Raw genomic sequence first — 19,507 nt, 5'->3', positions numbered from 1 at the left:
TATTAAAGGGAAGGACTTGCTCATTTCTATAATGGAATTACGGATCAAGGAGGTCCTTATGCTGCGTCGATTTTTTTCCTATTACAAGCCTTATAAAAGGCTGTTCATCCTGGATTTTTGCTGCGCTATCTTTGCGGCTTTACTTGAATTGATATTCCCGGTTGCTGTCAATCGCGTGATTGACGACTTGCTGCCGAGTGGTAACTGGAAGTGGATCTTATACGCTTGTTTGGGTCTTCTCGGCATTTATGTTGTCAGTTCCTTCTTGCATTACGTGGTCACCTATTGGGGGCATAAACTTGGCATCAACATTGAGACCGATATGCGCAAAAAGCTGTTTGATCGGGTTCAGAAGCAATCCTTCCGTTTTTTTGACAATAACAAGACGGGACATCTAGTCTCGCGGATGACGAATGACCTGATGGATATCGGGGAAATTGCCCACCACGGTCCGGAAGATCTGTTCATTGCCGTCATGACGCTTGCCGGAGCCTTGGGCATCATGCTCGGGATTAATTGGGAGCTTGCGGTGATGACGTTTGTGATTGTTCCATTGATGGTCTATTTATCGCTGTATTTCAGCGGAAAAATGTCGGCTGCGTTCAAGCTCATGTTCTCCGATATTGCCGATTACAACGCACGGGTGGAGAACAACGTCAGTGGTATCCGCGTGGTTCAAGCCTTCTCGAATGAGGAGCATGAAATGGCTCGTTTCGCCGAGAACAACAATCGTTTCCGCGTGACAAAGCTGATTGCCTACCGCATTATGGCGTGGAACTCTTCGATTAGCTTTATCCTGATGAAATTCATCTCCCTGTTCGTTTTGGTATGCGGTACTTGGTTCGTGATCGAAGGCCGGATGACCAACGGGGAATTTATCGCTTTTGTCATGCTGTCCAACGTCTTCCTCGGCCCGATTAAACAGATTAATGCGGTCATTGAGATGTATCCGAAGGGAATCGCCGGCTTTAAGCGTTATTTGGAGCTGCTTGAGAGCGAACCGGACGTTGCGGATACGCCTAATGCGAAGCCGGTTCACGATCTGCGGGGAGACATTGCCTTTCACGGGGTATCCTTCGGGTACGAGAACAAAGATCAAGTGCTGCAGGATGTCAATTTGTCCATTCGAGCCGGTGAAACCGTTGCGCTTGTGGGGCCGTCCGGAGCGGGCAAAACAACGTTATGTTCATTGCTGCCGCGTTTCTATGATACAGACGCCGGACGAATTACGATTGACGGGATCGATATCCGAGATATGACGCTGCAATCCCTTCGTTCCCATATTGGCATCGTGCAGCAGGATGTATTCCTGTTTGACGGCAGCATTCGCGAAAACATTGCCTATGGCCGACTGGATGCTGCAGATAGCGACATTATGAAAGCTGTGAGCCGTGCCCAGCTTGAGGAGTTGGTCGCTTCACTTCCGGATGGGCTGGATACCTTAATTGGCGAGAGAGGCGTTAAGCTGTCCGGCGGACAGAAGCAGCGCCTGTCGATAGCCCGGATGTTCCTCAAGAATCCGCCGATTCTTATTCTGGACGAAGCGACGTCTGCATTGGATGCGGAGACCGAAGCAGCGATTCAGCAGGCGCTGGCCGAACTGTCGGAGGGACGTACGACCCTGGTGATTGCACACCGGCTTGCAACGATCAAGAATGCAGACCGCATTGTGGTTGTTGCAGACAAAGGTATCGCCGAACAAGGTATCCATGAAGATCTGCTCGCAGCGCATGGCATATACAGCCGATTACATCGAGCCCAATTCGGGGCTTAAATCCAGCTATCATTTTTTTGGGAGGATATCAACATGTTCAAGTCTAAATTACGCATCATGCTCTCCGCGCTCGTTATATGTTCGATCTTTATTTCGGCATGCAGCGGGAATGGGAATACCGTGAATAATGGCGTCTCTGCCGGTGAAACAGCTGCGAGCACGGACACCCCCAAGACAGAAGCCCCAGCCCCTGCGATAAGAAAGGTGGCTACGATTAACGGAGAGATCGAAATTCCGGCCACTCCCGAGCGAATTGTAGTTGATGCCTACCTGCCAACTCTGCTGCTGCTCGGAGAAAAGCCGGTCGGCGCGACAGCGACGGATCTCGAGAACGTCCATATACAAGACATGATTGAGGGCATAGAGAACACGGGGGAAAGCGCTCCGGAAAAGATTGTGGAATTGAACCCCGACCTGATTATCAGCGCTAACTCGGACCCGGAATTATACGAGAAATTGTCCAAAATCGCACCGACGGTCATTCTCCCTTATGAAACCTATCGAGGCGTACACGAAGAAGTGGAGGGACTCGGTGCTATACTGGGCAAAGAAACAGAAGCAAAAGAATGGCTCGCCGGTTTCGATGAAAAAATAGATGCGCTGCGCACAAAAGTGAACGGTGTGTTGGAAGAGGGAGAGACGTTCTCGATCTTTGGCGCATTCGGCAAAACCTTCTATCTCTACGGAGATGGCATTTATCGAGGAGGCTTGGCGATCTACAAGGAGCTCAAGCTTACCCCTCCGGCAACGATCCAAAAAGAATTGATTGATGCCAACGTGACTTACAAAGAGGTTTCCATGGAAGTGCTCAAAGATTATGCAGGCGATTATATCTTCTTTGATGAGTCTAACGGCGCCGAGATGGATAAGAAGGACAAGGTGTGGACTTCGATTGAAGCGGTGAAGCAGGATCGCGTGTTTTATCTCGATGCCAAACGATTTTGGCCGTTTGATCCGATTGCTGTCCTAGCTCAGGCGGAGGAAGTGACGGAAATGATCATCAGCCAAAAAGAGAAGGAAAACGCGAAATAACCAGCGAGCTCGGTGATACCGCACGGATAGTGATGGACGGCATGAATTTGTTTTTGTTTGCATTTTTATTCTGTAATGCAATGGCAGACCCTGAACAAGAGCGGTCTGCCATTTGTGTTCTCATGAACATTAGTTCAGTGCTAGGAATGCGGGCCGCTATTATGCGTTCGTGTGATGGAACAGTCGGAATCTCAGATGCGTGACATTCGGAGATTCGATGACAGCGGTCCGAACAAATTCGATATTCGGCGAGTGGATATGTTCGAACAATTTCTGACCGTTGCCGAGGAGGATCGGTACCAGCGTGATCAGGAGTTCATCCAGCAGACCTGCTCCGATATATTGCTGTATCACGTTGGCGCCTCCGGCAATTTTAACGTCTTTACTCCCCGCCGCAGCTTTGGCATGTTCCAATGCGCGTTCGATTCCATCCGTAACGAAGGTATAAGTCGTGCCGCCATTCTTGATTTCTGCGGGGCGAGCTTCATGAGTCAGTATAAACACCGGCATATGAAAAGGAGGGGTATCTCCCCAAAATGGATGGCCATGATCGAACATCGTACGGCCGAGGATGACAGCGCCGGTTCTGCGATTGGATTCGGCGATCAACTCCGCGTCCTGATTAAACTCGCCCCCGGCCAGGCCATGCAGTTCGCGCCCGCTCGTGAGCTCATAGATCCATTCGTGCAGTCGTTCACCTCCCTTGCCTAGGGGCAGCCGTGCGCTATGATTCGGACCTGTAATATATCCGTCCAATGACATCGACATTTCAGCAATAACTTGAGACATGGATTGGTTCACCTTCCATCCGGAAATTTCCTTGTTGCCTGCATTTCTTTAGTTCCCTGTATTGACTCGTATTTACGAAAAACGTTTATTCCGGGATCAGTATAGCATTCATGATATGTCTAATTTCTTATGATTTGCTATCTTCGAAGATGCCATAGAAGAGGGTGTATATGAAAAGGGCAAGGTCCTTGATCACGGACCTTGCCCTTGTTGTTATATCAGGATTGCTTATCAATCAGGTCTAGCGTGCATCTGTGGTTGTGGGCTCGTCCGAGACTTTCAGTTTATCATTCAGGATACTGTCCTCAAGCACGCTGAATTTGTCCCCGTATACTTTCGTGATATGTTTTTCGCCCCATGCACAGAGCATATCCAGAATTCCGCTTAAACTTATGCCGTAATCACTCAACTCATACTCCACTTTGGGCGGCACTTGATTATGAATAATGCGATTGATCACGCCATCGTCCTCGAGCTCCCGCAGCTGCTGCGTCAGCATTTTTTGCGTAATATTCGGCATGAGACGCTTCAGCTCGTTGGTTCGTTTACGTCCATGGGTCAGATGGCAGAGGATCACGCATTTCCACTTGCCCCCGATCACTTCCAATGTTGCTTCGACGGCGATGTTGTATTTCTTCGTTTGCATATGGAGCCTCCTATTCTTGAAAGGTACTAAAAAGTACCTAGGGTACTGTCAGGTACCTACATTACAAAAAAGTACGTTCTTCACACAAAAAACGATATAGATCATAATAGCATTTGCCAGCTGGATTACACCATACTCAATATTTTTACAATATACAAGCAAGAGAATAGGATAGGGGGAAATATCAACACCATGATGATAGATAAGAAAAGAAGTTTGCTGGCGCTGCTGGCACTTGCCGTCAGTGCCTTCGCCATCGGAACAACGGAATTTATCAGCGTAGGGCTGCTGCCGTTGATTGCGGAGGATATGAATATATCCGTGACGACCGCCGGATTAACCGTTTCAATGTATGCGCTTGGCGTTACCTTCGGTGCGCCGATCCTTACGTCGCTGACATCAAGGATGTCTAGGAAGACTTTGCTGCTCTGGATTATGATCATTTTTATTATTGGCAACAGCTTGGCAGCGGGCGCAGCTTCCATTGGTATCCTGCTTGCAGCACGCGTGCTTTCGGCCTTTTCGCATGGCGTATTTATGTCGATCGGCTCGATCATTGCCGCAAGCGTGGTGCCTGAGAACCGCAGGGCATCCGCGATCTCCATTATGTTTACGGGGCTGACGATAGCCACGGTTACCGGCGTTCCGCTTGGTACGTTTATAGGTCAACAGTGGGGCTGGAGACTTGCTTTTGTCGCGATTGTTGTGGTCGGTATTGTTGCGCTGATCGCGAACAGTATCCTGGTCCCTTCGGACTTGCCTAAGGGAGAACGAACTTCATTCCGTGACCAAGCTAAATTGCTGACGAATGGAAGACTGCTGCTTATGCTCCTGATTACGGCTCTCGGTTATGGCGGGACCTTCGTGGTCTTCACTTATTTATCCCCATTGCTGCAGGATATAACAGGCTTCAAGGAAAATACGATGGCCGTCATCCTGCTTGTATACGGGATTGCCATTGCGGTCGGTAATGTGATCGGGGGGAAGGCAGCCAATCGTAACCCGCTTCGAGCACTATTCTATATGTTCATCGCGCAAGCGCTGGTGCTGTTCACGCTTACGTTTACCGCACCGTTTCAAGTGGCGGGACTGATCACGATTATTCTCATGGGATTTTTGGCTTTCATGAATGTGCCGGGACTACAGGTTTATGTCGTAATGCTGGCTGAGCGGTTTGCACCGGGAGCTGTGAATATGGCTTCCGCGCTGAACATTGCCGCATTTAATGCTGGCATCGCCATCGGAGCTTTTCTGGGCGGCTTGATCACGAATTCCATGGGCCTGATTCATACGGCTTGGATCGGAGCGCTGATGGTACTCGGCGCGGTGGTTCTCACCGGATGGAGCTTGAAGCTGGAACGGAAGGAAACGGAGAAGCCGAGTAAGCAAGCAGCCTAAATTAGCCTAAATGATAATTTTATGAAGGGAGGTGATGTCTAAGCGTATTATCGGAGATACTGCAATATAGGTTTAACTTATTCATAATTAAAAACGGAGGTTTATCAACATGACAGCAAAACACTTACAAGATACAACCACTTTATATAATGGCGTCAACATGCCTTGGTTTGGACTAGGCGTATTTAAGGTAGAAGAAGGACCGGAGTTGGTGAATGCCGTACGCACGGCCATCCAGCATGGATATCGGAGCATTGACACTGCCGCCATATACGGCAATGAAGAAGGCGTTGGACAAGGTATTCGCGAGGGTTTGGAAGCTGCCGGTATCAAGCGGGAAGATCTGTTTGTCACATCTAAAGTATGGAATGCCGATCTCGGTTATGAATCGACTTTGAAGGCTTACGATGAAAGTCTGCGGAAGCTGGGTCTGGAATATTTGGATCTGTACCTTATACACTGGCCAGTTGAAGGGAAATATATAGATGCGTGGAAGGCGTTAGAAACGTTGTACAAGGAAGGACGCGTGAAATCCATTGGCATGAGTAATTTCCAAATCCATCATCTGGAGAAGTTAATGAAGGAAACGGAAATTAAACCGATGGTCAACCAGGTCGAATATCATCCAAGACTAACGCAAAAAGAACTGCAGGCGTTCTGCCGTACGAATGGAATTCAGCTTGAAGCATGGTCTCCATTAATGCAAGGACAGCTGCTGGATCAAGAGGATCTTCAGCACATTGCAGAGAAACATCATAAATCCATCGCTCAGATCATTCTTCGTTGGGATTTACAAAACGGCGTTGTCACGATTCCGAAATCGACCAAAGAACATCGGATTGCCGAGAATGCGGCAATCTTTGATTTTGAATTGTCCGATGAAGAGATGCAGCGCATCGACAGCTTGAATCAAAATCACAGAGTGGGACCGGATCCGGACAATTTTGATTTCTAAGAAATCTGCGTTTACGCAAGGATAGTGGTGTAATAAATATTGTGACTCTCCTGGACCTCGGACGGTAACGACGGGAATCAGGAGGGTCCATTCCTACATAACGGAAGGAGAGAGCATAATGAATTTGGATCTGAAGGGAAAAGTCGCATTGGTAACGGGTTCGACATCCGGCATTGGCAAAGCGATTGCCATGTCGCTTGCAGCCGAGGGAGCGTCCGTCATTATAAATGGAAGACATGAGGAAAAAGTAAAACAGACGATTCATGACATTCACGCTGTGCATCCGGATGCCGAGCTTCGTTTTGTCGTGGCAGATCTTGGAACGGAGGAGGGCTGTCATCAGGTCAGGGAAGCTGCTCCGGTCGTTGATATTTTGATCAATAATTTAGGGATCTTTGAGCCTGCTGAATTTTTCGATATCCCTGATGCGGAGTGGTTCAGGTTCTTCGAGACCAATATCATGAGCGGAGTTCGGTTAACCCGGCACTATTTGAAGAACATGATCAATCGCAATGAAGGTCGAATTATTTTTATCGCGAGTGAAGCAGCCGTCATGCCGTCCCAGGAGATGGCACATTACAGCGCAACCAAGACGATGCAATTGTCCCTTTCCCGGAGCTTGGCCGAGCTGACGACAGGAACCCGCGTAACGGTGAATACCGTCATGCCCGGATCCACGCTTACGGAAGGCGTTGAAACGATGCTGAATACGCTATATCCAGATGAGGATCTTTCGATCGAAGAAGCCGAGCAGCGGTTTATGAAGGAGAATCGGCCGACTTCCATCATTCAGCGATTGATCCGACCGGAGGAGATTGCGGATTTTGTTGCGTATCTCAGCAGTCCCAAATCCTCGGCGATTAACGGTTCAGCGCTTCGAATCGACGGGGGCTTGGTACGAAGCGTATTCTAAGCATCCGAGGTGTTGTGAACGCTCTGTTAGGAACGGTATTTCTGCCTAAAGGATTTGGGTTTGAAGCCTGTATGACGAATAAAGCAGCGAATGAAATACGGAAAAGAACCGAATCCGGATTCTTCGGCAATGCGTCCGATCGGATCGTTGGTGTGGATCAATAATCGCTTGGCTTGTTCGATCCGATGCCGTGTTAGAAATTCCAGGGGCGTGCAGCCGAACGTTTTTTTCATGCAGATCGACAGATAGTTCTGGTGGAAGTGCATGGCATCGGATAATCTCTGATAGCTAACCGGTTCTTTGTAATGTTGTCTCAAATAGTTGGCGGTTCGTTCAGCTATGGCATATTGAGGATTCTGATGCTGGATTCCGTCCTCTTCGGCTTGAAACAGCAGGAGCAGCTCATGCAGCAGCTGCTGCTGCTTCCAGCGTGCCGCGGAAGAAGACGATGGCTGAAGGTTCTGCAATTGCTCTATCAGGAGTCTCGCCTGCTCTATCGAAGGTAGCTCTCCATACTTGGGTATATAAAAAGAGAAACTCTCGATCTGTACAATAGGCTGATCGGTTTGCGATAAGGCAAAAAGGGTCAGTTCCTCCGTTTCAATCCAACGACCGAACGTCTGAAAATGCAGCCAATAAAAGTGGGTCTCCTCCTGACAGGGCAGATACGTACGGTGCGCGGCATCGGGTCTTAAAATCAGGTGGCAGCCGGTCTTTACCCTGTAAGCAACTCCGTTCTCCTCCAGAAATAACGCCCCTTTTGTCACCAGAATCAGATCAAAGACCCCAATGTTATAGCGATCCGGATGTTTGTCTCCTACCTGATAGGTATCTTCTCCACAAATCATATAGTGGGGCAACGGCGGCGCCGTGAACTGGAAGATCATCTGCGACCAGGCCTCCTCCTCAAACGAACTTTTCTCTATGATAATCGCTTTACTGATCCGGATTCAATAAGACAACATGTTGTAATCGGATAAAAAGATGTTGTTTCTGTGTATAGGGTAACGCCTGGCTCAGATGGTATATTTCTACCAGAGTGTGCACCAACAAGACAGAAACAAGGAGCGTGGAAGTCGATGCTGCATGAGACTGCGTTTAACAGCTTGCCATTAGGAGCAATTAAACCGGCTGGCTGGCTTAAGAGTCAGTTGGAGATTCAAGCAAGCGGGTTTACCGGACATTTGGAAGAACAGTGGAAAGACGTAGGGGATGAGAACGGGTGGCTTGGAGGCCAGGGAGAGAGCTGGGAACGGGGACCGTATTATGTCGACGGCTTGCTTCCGTTAGCTTATTTGCTCGAAGATGAGTCTTTGATTGCCAAAGCGAATCGGTGGATCGAGTGGTCGCTTGCGAGCCAGCAGGAGAATGGCATGTTCGGTCCGGCGCGCATTACCTCCGTGAACCAGGATATCGATAAGGAGCAGGACTGGTGGCATTACATGATCATGCTGAAAGTGATGATGCAGCATGAGGAAGCAACGGGCGATGAACGGATCGTCCCTTTTCTAACCAAGTTTTTTACTTATGTCCATTCGGTTATCGAGGAACAGCCGCTGCGGGGCTGGGCCCAAACAAGGGGAGCGGAGATGCTGCTGTGCATCGTGTGGCTGCATAAACGTACGGCGCAACCTTTTCTGTTAGAGCTTGCGGATATCGTTGCCGGACAAACAACGGACTGGACCGATATCTTTCATGATTTTCCGTTCTGGCGCAAGGTTGAAGAGTGGGATTGGACAACCCATGTCGTGAATGTGGCGATGGGAATCAAAACGCCGGGCGTGCTGTATGAATTAAACGGAAATTCGGTGGAGCGGGAAAGCGTACATCGGGGCATCGATTCTTTGATGACGTACCACGGTCAAGCGCACGGCATGTTCTCCGGGGACGAGTGGTTATCCGGCACCCACCCGAGCCAAGGTGTGGAATTATGTGCCGTTGTAGAGTATATGTTCTCGATGGAGCAGCTAACGCGTATTTTCGGGGACGGACGCTTCGGGGATATCCTGGAGAAGGTCGCGTTTAATGCGCTGCCTGCCGCCATCTCTCCGGATTGGACCTCGCACCAGTACGATCAGCAAGTCAACCAGATGATCTGCAATGTCGCTCCGCGGGCATGGAGTAACGGCCCCGACGCTAACGTGTTTGGACTGGAGCCGAACTTCGGATGCTGTACCGCCAACATGCATCAGGGCTGGCCCAAGCTGACCTCGCACCTATGGATGAAGGATAATGAGGACGGGCTTGTCGCCGTGTCCTATGCTCCATGCACGATGAGGACTACGGCCGGTCGTCAAGGCGTTCCGGCTGTCGTCGAGGTAACCGGCGAATATCCGTTCAAGGATCGCGTTCAAATCAAATTGTCGTTGGAATCCGCGGCATCGTTTCCTCTATCGCTGCGCATCCCGGCCTGGTGCGACGAACCCGTCATAACTCTGAATGGGCGCGAATTGCCATTCCAGGTGAAGTTCGGTTATGCACGAATCGTACAGAACTGGCAGAACGGCGACCGATTGGAAATTCATTTGCCCATGGAAGTGAAGACCGTGTCACGCAGCATGTACGCTACCAGCATTGAAAGAGGGCCGCTGGTGTATGTGCTGCCCGTGAAGGAGAACTGGCAGATGATCCGGCAGCGCGACATGTTCCACGATTGGGAGATATACCCTGCATCACCTTGGAAATACGGTTTGGTTGCCGATACGTCATTCGAGGTACTTGAGCAGGATATGGTCCCCCAACCGTTCCTGGCGAAGGATGCACCTGTCAGGGTGAAGGTTAAAGGCCAGCTGATTCGGGATTGGAAGATGGAAGGCAACAACGCCGGAAACCCTCCGCTGCATCCGAACACGGCCGGACAGCCCATTACGGAATTGGAGTTAGTTCCGTACGGAAGCGCCAGGCTTCGGATCGGTGAATTCCCTCTGATTGGGAGCGGAAAAGAGCCGCTATGAAATAAGCAAGAAGATGGGTTGAACCATCGAAAAACCGCGTGGATCGCGGTTTTTTTGTTGTACAGATATGTGTTCAAGGTTAAGATAAGTGTTTACGAAGCTCAGGAATACACATAATATGGAGTTATTGTAAAAGATGGCATTGGACCTCGTGCTCAGATGTTAGAAATCAATCCATATGGAGGTGATCGTATGAGATAAGAGACATGGAATGCGTTGGTGAGAAAGGGAAAATTGACGAAGGAGATCTTCATGAAGAGAAAAATAATAGTGGTCCTATTGCTTGTATTTGTTATTCTGATAAATGGCAATGCTCAACGAGATTCGATCGATATACCCCTTTATGAAGGCAGAAGCCTCGTTATTGGTGTGATCGGAGAAACACCGCAAGTTAGGGAGAATGGGCATGTGGATTTTAAGGAGGTTACGTTTCAGCAGCTGGAGGATCTAGACATTCCCGCGGATCTTGACGCCATTTTCATAACAAAAGAACATCTGGTGGAAGCTTCTGAGCCCAAGTATACAGAAGTGTATAATAAGGCTGAAGTTCCCTTTTTCTATATTGAGTCTAAAAAATCTCATGTCCCCTTCACGATCGAAGAATTGTCCTACGATGAGGTTCCGGATCTTTCAACGGATATGTACGCAACAGGATACTATGGCAAGGATGATCAATACTGGGGTTACGGTTTGTACAATGACGTAATGAATGAGACCAATATTAAAGCTGTCTATTCCCATATTTTCACGACCCTCGAGTCGTTGCATAATGACGGAGGAACGTAATTTGAGAGAAATAAATTGGGTGGAGAAAACAGAGACCCTCGAGTCATTGCTGGAACATGAAACTACAATTCAAGTCGTCCCGTTAGATTCCGGTCTGGAAGCAGAGGTGGTGAAGATCACCACGTCAACGGCAGACTATGTACTAAAGATATGGAACAAAGAGTCCAAACCCAATGTTCAGATGCAATATCAAATATTGAAAGCATTGTATTCGCATGGAAGAGCGTTGTCCGTGCCTTTGGGCTGTGGGACAGACCGGAATGGCAATCCAGCAATGCTGACGAGTTACGACGGTACGCCCGTCCAAAAGGTTGATCAGCCTAAACTAATGAAACTTGCGAAGATGTTAATGGATATACATAAGCTTCCCATGGATAGCCTGATCAGCTCCGGGCTGCCGAGTTATGACTTTGTTTCCTATTTCTTTCCTCGAATTGATGAGTTTCCTGATATCCAACATCCATTGATGGAGCTTGTTCAGCGTGCGAACTTAAAACAAGCATGTGCCATCCATGGCGATTATCACCTGGGCAATATTCTTGAGAATGAAAACGAGCTGACCGTAATCGATTGGACGAATGTCCAGATGGGCGATCCCCGATATGACATGGCATGGTCGATTATCTTAATGTGGATATATGTAAGCGAGAAGCGAGCTTCCTTCTACCGTGCTGCATTTTGTGCCGAGCACCGCTACGAAGCCGATGAGCTTGAGCTGTTTGAAGCCATAGCGTGCCTGCGCTGGGTTTTGCTTAGTAGAGTGGACCACCCTCCCATAAGAAAGGATACGATCGCAAGGGTCAGGTCGATATTGAAGAGCAACGCGTATTTAAAATTCAAGCCTCTTGAATTTTGATTCCCAAATAACACAGCCTGGTTCCTAATAAGAAGTGGACAGTTGTGGAATCTTGCAGCAGTACACTTGGCCCCATAAGATACTAGCAATTAATCCGGTTGACCGCAGTGGAAGCATCAACCGTCTTGCATGATGGTAAGGGGCTTTTTTCTATTAGAATTTGAGCGTGATAAGCCTTCCAATCCACCAAGATTGAGATAAGTTGAAGGTCTACAAAAAGCTCGATTAAACTTCTCTCCGAAGTTTTAATAAAGAGGGTTGACATAAGTATGTCCCATCTTGTAATCTGTGAATGTAATCGTTTACGTAATCGATTACATAGTGGAATCATGACGTTTTGAGGTGAACAATGTTTGGCAAAAGCAACGATTAAACAAGTAGCAGCGGCAGCAGAAGTATCCACGGCAACCGTTTCAAGAGTGCTGAACGACAGCGATTATGTAAGCGATGAGATTAAAGAGCGAGTGATGGCGGCGGTGAACCAGTTGAATTACCGTCCAAGCGCCATCGCCCGCAGTCTGAAGCAGGACCGAACCTATATGATCGGCGTCATCGTTCCCGATATTTCCAACCCTTATTTTATGGGCATCTCCAGAGGCATTGAGGATATTGTAGGCAAAGAGGGCTTTCAACTTATTTTCTGCAGCTCGGATGAGAATCCCGACAAGGAAAGACGATTGCTTAAGCTTATGCAGGAAAAGCGCGTGGACGCTGTCGTATTGGCGACGTCAGGCGGTAATGATCCAGCGATCAAGCAGCTGGCGGATTCCAAAATGCCGATCGTTCTCGTAGACCGGAAGCTGGACTCGCCGGAAACGGGGATGAATCTCGATCTGGTAGCCGAGGACAATACCGAAGGCGCATCCCGCCTAACCCGGAAGCTGCTTGAGGATGGGCATACGGTTATTGGTGTGGTAAACGGTCCGACAAGATCCAGCACGGGCAGGGAACGTCTTGACGGTGTTCGAAAGGCGATGAAGGAATACGGGCTGAACGAGGAACCCATGGTGTATAACGGTGACTTTTCCACAGAGGACGGAATCCGAGCGGTACGGCATTTTCTGAGGTCGGAGCATCGGCCCACCGCTGTTATATCCCTGAATAACCGCATGAGTCTTGGCGTTCTGCTTGAGATTGTACGCAGCGGTCTCAAGATTCCGACCGACATGGCGGTAGCTTCTTTCGGTGAGGTAGAGGCCGGTCCATTACTCAAGGAATCGGGACTCTATTACATAGAGCAGCATCCCTATGACATGGGGATTAAAGCCGGGGAGGTTCTTCTGCTTCGAATTGGCAATGAGGCCCCGTTGTCCGAACCAGCTTTTGAGATATACCGTAATGAAGTGAAACAGTTAAATTGATCGTATGAAAAGTTGCCGCTCTAAAAACAGAGAGGATGATGACGATGCATTATCAAACTAATATCTGCAATCGATTGCAGAACCAACTGCCGAAGATCGGCATTCGCCCTGTCGTAGATGGTCGAAGGGGAGGCATTCGGGAATCGCTAGAGGACGTAACGATGGATATGGCGAAGCGAACTGCACACCTGCTTACCGAACGGCTAAGGCATAGCAACGGGCTTCCGGTCGAATGCGTGATTGCCGACACCTGCATTGGAGGAGTAGCCGAAGCCGCACGAACGGAAGAGAAGTTTGCCCGGGAAAATGTAGGGCTTACCATTTCGGTGACCCCCTCTTGGTGTTATCCAACGGAAACGATGGATACCCACCCCACAAGGCCGAAAGCGATTTGGGGGTTTAATGGAACGGAGCGTCCCGGTGCCGTGTATTTGGCGGCAGCTCTTGGCGCGCATAATCAGAAGGGACTCCCGGCCTTCTCCATCTATGGACGCGATGTGCAGGATATAGGGGATACCGAAATTACGGCTGACGTGCAGGAGAAACTTCTGCAATTTGCAAAGGCCGGCCTTGCCGTAGCGACCATGAAAGGGACTTCGTATCTGTCGATGGGCACGGTATCCATGGGAATCGCGGGCTGTATCGTCGACGAGAACTTTTTCCAGAAGTATCTTGGGATGCGCAATGAATACGTGGATATGACGGAATTCGTAAGACGAATCGAGCTGGAAATCTATGATCATGACGAATACGAGCGGGCGCTGGCCTGGATTAAAGAAAATTGCAATCCGGGGGCGGACGTCAATCCGGAACACTTAAAGCGAACCGATGAGCAGAAGCACCAGGATTGGGAGACCGTCGCGAAGATGGCGTTGATTGCTCGCGATTTAATGGTGGGCAATCCGAAGCTGGCGGAAATGGGATACGGGGAGGAAGCGCTCGGGCGAAATGCACTGGCTGCAGGTTTTCAAGGACAGCGTGCCTGGACGGATTATTTCCCGACGGGGGATTTCATGGAGGCTGTACTGAATTCCTCTTTTGATTGGAATGGTCTGAGAGAGCCCTACATGGTCGCAACGGAGAACGACAACTTGAATGGGATTACGATGCTGTTCGGACATCTTCTCACGGATGCAGCCCAGGTATTTGCGGACGTTCGTACATATTGGAGCCCCGAAGCCGTCAAGCGTGTAACAAAGTATCAGCTTGAGGGAATCGCAGCGCAGGGCGTGATCCATCTGATCAATTCCGGGCCAGCTGCCCTTGACGGAACGGGAAGACAGACGAAGGACGGCAGACCAGCGATGAAGCCCTTCTGGGAAATCACACAAGAGGAAGTTCAAGACTGTCTGGATGCGGTCAAGTGGTGTCCGGCGATTGATTTCTTCCGGGGCGGGGGCTTCTCGACCGACTTCACGACCCGGGAAGGTATGCCGGTAACCATCGCGAGAATCAATATGGTTGGGGGTGTCGGACCAGTCCTTCATATCGCCGAGGGAATGTCCGTTGAGCTGCCAGAAGCCGTGCACGATGTATTGGATCAGCGAAGCGATCCAACATGGCCGACGACCTGGTTCGTACCGAATCTGACGGGCGAGGGACTGTTCAGGAATGTATACACCGTGATGAGCAACTGGGGATCTAACCATGCCGCTATGAGTTATGGTCATATCGGCGGGGATCTGATCACCTTGGCTTCGATGCTCCGCATTCCAGTATGCATGCACAACGTACCGGAGGAACGGATATTCCGGCCAAGCGCCTGGACCGCCTTCGGCGGACTGGAGCCGGTCTCGGCCGATTACCGGGCCTGTGCAGCTTATGGTCCTTTGTACAAATAGGAGGGGGATAACATGAAGCAGTTATATACCATTGGCGTGGATTTCGGTACGGAATCGGGCAGAGCTCTGCTGGTTGATATCACGACCGGGCAAGAAGTTGCTACCCATGTGACGCCATACACGCACGGAGTCATGGACGAGGTGCTGGTCCACTCGGGTTTGAAGCTGGAGGAGGATTGGGCGCTGCAGCATCCGGGAGACTACATCGAGGTACTTCAGCAATCCATCCCGCGTGTGCTGTCGGAGGCTAACGTATCGCCTGATCAAGTCATTGGGATCGGCATCGACTTTACAGCATGCACGATGATGCCCCTGGATGCCGGGGGAACTCCGCTGTGTATGATGGAGGAATGGAGGGACAATCCGCATAGCTGGGTAAAGCTGTGGAAGCATCACGCGGCGCAGGAAGAAGCGAACCTGATCAATGAAGCCGCTAAACGGCGAGGGGAGAAATTTCTTGCCCGCTATGGAGGGAAGCTCTCCTCAGAGTGGATGCTTGCGAAGTCTTTACAGATTCTGAATGAAGCTCCCAAGCTGTATGAACAGACTGTATTGTTCATGGAGGCTGCCGATTGGGTGGTCATGCAATTGACCGGTCAGCTCGCGCGGAGCAGCTGTACCTCAGGCTACAAAGCCAATTGGCATAAACAGGAGGGATATCCGTCCAAGGAGTTCCTGCAGTCGCTTGATCCTAGGTTTGGTGACCTTGTGGAAACAAAGCTGAGAGGTCCGATCAAGCCCTTGGGCTCGAAAGCGGGCGGATTAACCGAATCGATGGCAGCCATGACCGGGCTTCTGCCAGGCACCGCGGTAGCTGTAGCTATCATCGATGCCCATGCCATGGTGCCGGCCGTCAGTGTCGTAACCTCCGGTAAGCTGGTGCTTGCCATGGGAACCTCTACTTGCCACTTGATTTTAAGCGACAAGGAAGTGACGGGCGAAGGCATTTGCGGCGTTGTCGAGGACGGGATCATTCCCGGTTATTACGGATATGAAGCGGGTCAGTCTGCCGTTGGCGACATCTTCGCATGGTATGTGGATGAGGCTGTGCCCGATTATGTCCGTTGTAAAGCATCTGAAGAGCGGCTTGGCATTCATGAGTGGCTTGAGAAGGAAGCGGCTGGGTATGCGCCTGGCCAAAGCGGACTGCTGGCTCTCGACTGGTGGAATGGAAGTCGTTCTGTCCTGATGGATGCCGATCTTAGCGGTGTCATCCTTGGTTTGACCCTGCAGACCAAGCCGGCGGAAATATACCGGTCGCTGCTGGAGGCCACTGCCTTTGGAACGCGGGCGATCATCGAAGCTTTTACCGAAAGCGGCGTAGAAGTCCAGGAGCTCTATGCTTGCGGCGGATTGCCGCAGCGAAACCGGCTGCTGATGCAAATTTATGCTGACGTTACCGGCAAGGAAATCAAAGTAGCGGATACCATCCAGACGGCCGCATTTGGCGCTGCCATGTTTGGCGCCGTGGCGGCAGGCAAAGAGCAAGGAGGCTTTGGGAACATCGTGGAGGCTGCGGAATCGATGGCACGTGTTCGAGAAGGCACTTTTAAGCCGAACGAAGCTCATGTTCGTGTGTATGACCAATTATACAAGGAATATAAAGGACTTCATGATTATTTGGGCAGAGGCGAAAACGGGGTGCTGAAACGCTTGAAGGCATTAAGGAGCGGTAAATCACCGGAATGAACGTATGAATAAACGCGTGGCCACAACGAAATATCGCCGGGTGGCATTGGATTCATAAATAGGGAATGCAGGTTTTCGAAAGACCTGCATCCCTTCATTCACCAATTCTGCAATCGATGTCACAATTCATGAAACGGTTGGAAGAAAATTGTTCAACCATGATCCAATCAACCTAAAAGGAGCGAACCATCCATGGACAATCAAGCAGCATTATCTTCACTCAGCCTTACCCGAACCGGGAAAAGAAAACGGGAATCCAGCTACGACCGTTCGGGAGGGAATAAAGACTACTTCTCCATCAAGCCAGGCGACCTGACCGAAATTTGCAGCATTCCGGGCGCTGGGGCCATCACTCACATCTGGATGACAATGGCGAGCGATGTTCCTACGGAGGAATTGTATTTGCCGCGTAAAATCGTTCTCCGCATGTACTGGGACCAAGAGACGGAGCCCAGCGTGGAAGCGCCGATCGGTGATTTTTTCGGAATGGGGCACGGCCTCACCAAAAATTATACGTCAGCAGCATTGATGATGAGTCCTGAGGACGGTAAGGCATTCAACAGCTTCTTCCGTATGCCGTATGCGGATGGAGCCCGCATTACGATTGAGAGCGAGGCGGACCATCCAATCAAATTTTATTTCTATGTGGATTACGAATCATACGATAAGCTGCCCGAGGAGGAGCTGAGATTCCATGCCCAGTGGCATCGGGAAAATCCGACCGACGGGATACCGGATAACGGGGTGGATAACGCCTTCTACGAATTCGGCGGGAAGAATACGACCGGTAGCGGCAACTATGTCATTCTGGATGCGGTCGGGAAGGGTCATTACATCGGCTGCAATTTCAATGTCCATAACCTGCGCGATACGCGGGAGTGGAACTGGTACGGCGAAGGCGATGACATGATCTTCATCGATGGGGAGCCATGGCCTCCGACCTTGCACGGAACGGGCATGGAGGATTATTTCAACACAGCTTGGTGTCCGCAGCAGGAGGTATGCACCCCGTATCATGGCATTATTTTGGGAGGGGGACCGAACTGGAGCGGCAAAATCTCCACGTATCGGTATCATATCCTCGACCCGATCATGTTCGAGAGCAGCATCAAGGTCACGATCGAGCACGGACATAACAATCATCGGAGCGACGATGTTTCCTCTACGGCGTACTGGTATCAGGCTGAACCTCATCGTCCGTTCCCGGCGCTGCCGAAGGTCGATAAGCGATTGCCTTTGCCGGATATCAAGCCCCTCAACCCTGCAAGCATGGATATGATATTCGGCCATTCCAACCCTTGATATCAAGGGTGGAATTTCGAATCGAAAGGGGAGATGAGCATGAAAATGAAATGGGCCCTGCTCGCCGGCCTACTCTTGCTGCTCTGCGGTTGCACGAGCGGCAGCAAGGCGAATCCCCAGCTTGATGGAGCAGACAAGGGCTTTTTATTAAAAGGCATTACCGGCCTGGAACAAATTTCGCAATTGACCGGCGAACAATCCTCCAATCGTACTGATCGATACGCAGTGTACGGTACCGATCTCGGATCCATGATGAACGACGGGGAACGAACATACTTCGTGTTTGGCGATACGTTCGGCGAACGGGCGCCAGATCAGACAGGCGGAGGGGGCAGCTACTGGCGCTCCAATACGATGGCTTATGCAACGGATGCGAAGCCGTCTGACGGCATCACGTTTGAAAACATGGTGACGGATGAATTCGGGACAGCCAAGGAGCTGCTGCCCTCCACCAAAATCGATTATGAAGAAATGACGAAAATCCCAACCCACGGCATTGCGGCAGGAGGTGCATTGTATTTGTACTACATGTCGGTCAATCATTGGGGAGATCCCGGGAAGTGGGATGCCAACTACAGCAGCGTGGCCAAATCGGTCGATAACGGGGAGACCTGGGAGTTGCAGGATCAGCTGCGCTGGCCGGGTGGCGGCAACTTCATTCAGGTCAGTCCCTATAAGGTGAAGAATGACGCAGGCGGAACGGACATTTATTTCTGGGGTATTCCTTCCGGACGCTTTGGTGGCGTTCAGCTCATGAAGGTGGGAGAGGAGAACATCGAGAATCTGTCTGAGTACGAGTACTTTAGCGGGTTGGACGCTGAAGGCAATCCCCGGTGGAGCACCGATATGAAAGATGCACAATATGTGGTGGATGACACAGTCGGCGAGCTTTCCGTTGTATGGAATTTTTATCTAGAGCGCTGGCTGATGACATATCTGAAGGAAGGTCAGGGTGTTGTCATACGCGAAGGCATGACGCCATGGGGGCCGTGGGGAGAACCTCTGGACTTGGTCCGAGCAGAAGATTATCCGGGACTGTACGGTCCCTATATGAATGATAGGTATACCGAGAATGACGGGCAAACGATCTACTTCACACTCTCTTTATGGGACCCCTACAACGTCTTCTGGTATAAGGCTTCGCTTGAAAAATGAAAACGGATTCAATAAATGTTTGGTTTAAATGCGAATCGCGTTTAAATAGTGTGATC

Annotated in this window: 16 protein-coding genes; 13 read left to right on the top strand and 3 right to left on the bottom strand. The window is 50.1% G+C overall.

The features are described 5' to 3' along the window. Positions 1 to 58: 58 nt before the first annotated feature. Positions 59 to 1,774 (top strand): ABC transporter ATP-binding protein, encoded by a 1,716-nt coding sequence (locus tag CRG97_RS19265; protein WP_098746333.1) that lies wholly within the window; start codon positions 59 to 61, stop codon positions 1,772 to 1,774. 33 nt (positions 1,775 to 1,807) lie between these two features. Then, on the top strand, positions 1,808 to 2,806 hold the full coding sequence (locus CRG97_RS19260; RefSeq protein ID WP_098746331.1) for an ABC transporter substrate-binding protein: 999 nt from the start codon (positions 1,808 to 1,810) through the stop codon (positions 2,804 to 2,806). Between the two features lie 159 nt (positions 2,807 to 2,965). On the opposite strand, the gene CRG97_RS19255 is transcribed toward CRG97_RS19260, so the two are convergent. Together CRG97_RS19255 and CRG97_RS19250 are read right to left on the bottom strand one after the other, a co-directional pair. Next, complete coding sequence (locus tag CRG97_RS19255; protein ID WP_098746329.1) at positions 2,966 to 3,595, bottom strand: dihydrofolate reductase family protein; 630 nt, start codon at positions 3,593 to 3,595, stop codon at positions 2,966 to 2,968. 241 nt (positions 3,596 to 3,836) lie between these two features. Further along, positions 3,837 to 4,241 (bottom strand): winged helix-turn-helix transcriptional regulator, encoded by a 405-nt coding sequence (locus CRG97_RS19250; RefSeq protein ID WP_098746327.1) that lies wholly within the window; start codon positions 4,239 to 4,241, stop codon positions 3,837 to 3,839. 192 nt (positions 4,242 to 4,433) lie between these two features. Between CRG97_RS19250 and CRG97_RS19245 the strand changes: the two genes are divergently transcribed. The 3 genes from CRG97_RS19245 (at position 4,434) to CRG97_RS19235 (ending at position 7,507) form a co-directional block, all read left to right on the top strand. Further along, positions 4,434 to 5,639 carry an MFS transporter gene (locus CRG97_RS19245; protein WP_098746325.1) on the top strand — a complete coding sequence of 402 codons (1,206 nt, stop codon included), beginning with the start codon at positions 4,434 to 4,436 and terminating at the stop codon, positions 5,637 to 5,639. A 109-nt stretch (positions 5,640 to 5,748) separates the two neighbouring features. After that, positions 5,749 to 6,594 carry an aldo/keto reductase gene (locus CRG97_RS19240; RefSeq protein ID WP_098746323.1) on the top strand — a complete coding sequence of 282 codons (846 nt, stop codon included), beginning with the start codon at positions 5,749 to 5,751 and terminating at the stop codon, positions 6,592 to 6,594. 118 nt (positions 6,595 to 6,712) lie between these two features. Beyond that, positions 6,713 to 7,507, top strand: a complete 795-nt coding sequence (locus CRG97_RS19235; protein WP_098746321.1) for an SDR family NAD(P)-dependent oxidoreductase — start codon at positions 6,713 to 6,715, stop codon at positions 7,505 to 7,507. Positions 7,508 to 7,533: 26 nt separating this feature from the next. Here CRG97_RS19235 and CRG97_RS19230 read toward each other — a convergent pair whose 3' ends face one another. Beyond that, on the bottom strand, positions 7,534 to 8,394 hold the full coding sequence (locus tag CRG97_RS19230) for a helix-turn-helix transcriptional regulator (RefSeq protein ID WP_098746319.1): 861 nt from the start codon (positions 8,392 to 8,394) through the stop codon (positions 7,534 to 7,536). 192 nt (positions 8,395 to 8,586) lie between these two features. Between CRG97_RS19230 and CRG97_RS19225 the strand changes: the two genes are divergently transcribed. The 8 genes from CRG97_RS19225 (at position 8,587) to CRG97_RS19190 (ending at position 19,451) form a co-directional block, all read left to right on the top strand. Continuing rightward, entirely contained in the window at positions 8,587 to 10,461 is a 1,875-nt protein-coding gene (locus CRG97_RS19225) for a beta-L-arabinofuranosidase domain-containing protein (RefSeq protein ID WP_098746317.1), read from the top strand. Positions 10,462 to 10,713: 252 nt separating this feature from the next. Beyond that, positions 10,714 to 11,247 (top strand): hypothetical protein, encoded by a 534-nt coding sequence (locus CRG97_RS19220; protein WP_098746708.1) that lies wholly within the window; start codon positions 10,714 to 10,716, stop codon positions 11,245 to 11,247. A gap of 1 nt (position 11,248) precedes the next feature. Then, positions 11,249 to 12,103: an aminoglycoside phosphotransferase family protein gene (locus CRG97_RS19215; protein WP_237566492.1), complete on the top strand. Its 855-nt coding sequence runs from the start codon at positions 11,249 to 11,251 to the stop codon at positions 12,101 to 12,103. 353 nt (positions 12,104 to 12,456) lie between these two features. Continuing rightward, entirely contained in the window at positions 12,457 to 13,464 is a 1,008-nt protein-coding gene (locus CRG97_RS19210) for a LacI family DNA-binding transcriptional regulator (RefSeq protein WP_098746313.1), read from the top strand. 44 nt (positions 13,465 to 13,508) lie between these two features. Next, the gene (locus CRG97_RS19205; RefSeq protein WP_481856209.1) at positions 13,509 to 15,305 is read left to right on the top strand and encodes an L-fucose isomerase; all 1,797 of its coding nucleotides are present in this window, start codon (positions 13,509 to 13,511) and stop codon (positions 15,303 to 15,305) included. A 12-nt stretch (positions 15,306 to 15,317) separates the two neighbouring features. After that, positions 15,318 to 16,994, top strand: coding sequence for a ribulokinase (locus CRG97_RS19200; RefSeq protein ID WP_098746309.1), 1,677 nt, complete (start codon positions 15,318 to 15,320; stop codon positions 16,992 to 16,994). Between the two features lie 192 nt (positions 16,995 to 17,186). Then, a complete protein-coding gene (locus CRG97_RS19195) occupies positions 17,187 to 18,296 on the top strand; it encodes a glycoside hydrolase family 172 protein (protein ID WP_098746307.1) in 1,110 nt (369 codons plus the stop codon). A gap of 39 nt (positions 18,297 to 18,335) precedes the next feature. Beyond that, the gene (locus tag CRG97_RS19190; RefSeq protein ID WP_098746305.1) at positions 18,336 to 19,451 is read left to right on the top strand and encodes a DUF4185 domain-containing protein; all 1,116 of its coding nucleotides are present in this window, start codon (positions 18,336 to 18,338) and stop codon (positions 19,449 to 19,451) included. The last annotated feature ends 56 nt before the right edge of the window (positions 19,452 to 19,507 follow it).

The sequence above is a fragment of the Paenibacillus sp. EZ-K15 genome (assembly GCF_002573715.1).
GTDB lineage: Bacteria > Bacillota > Bacilli > Paenibacillales > Paenibacillaceae > Paenibacillus_AQ.
Note: the sequence above shows the minus strand (reverse complement) of the source record. Positions and strands in the feature narration are given on the sequence as shown.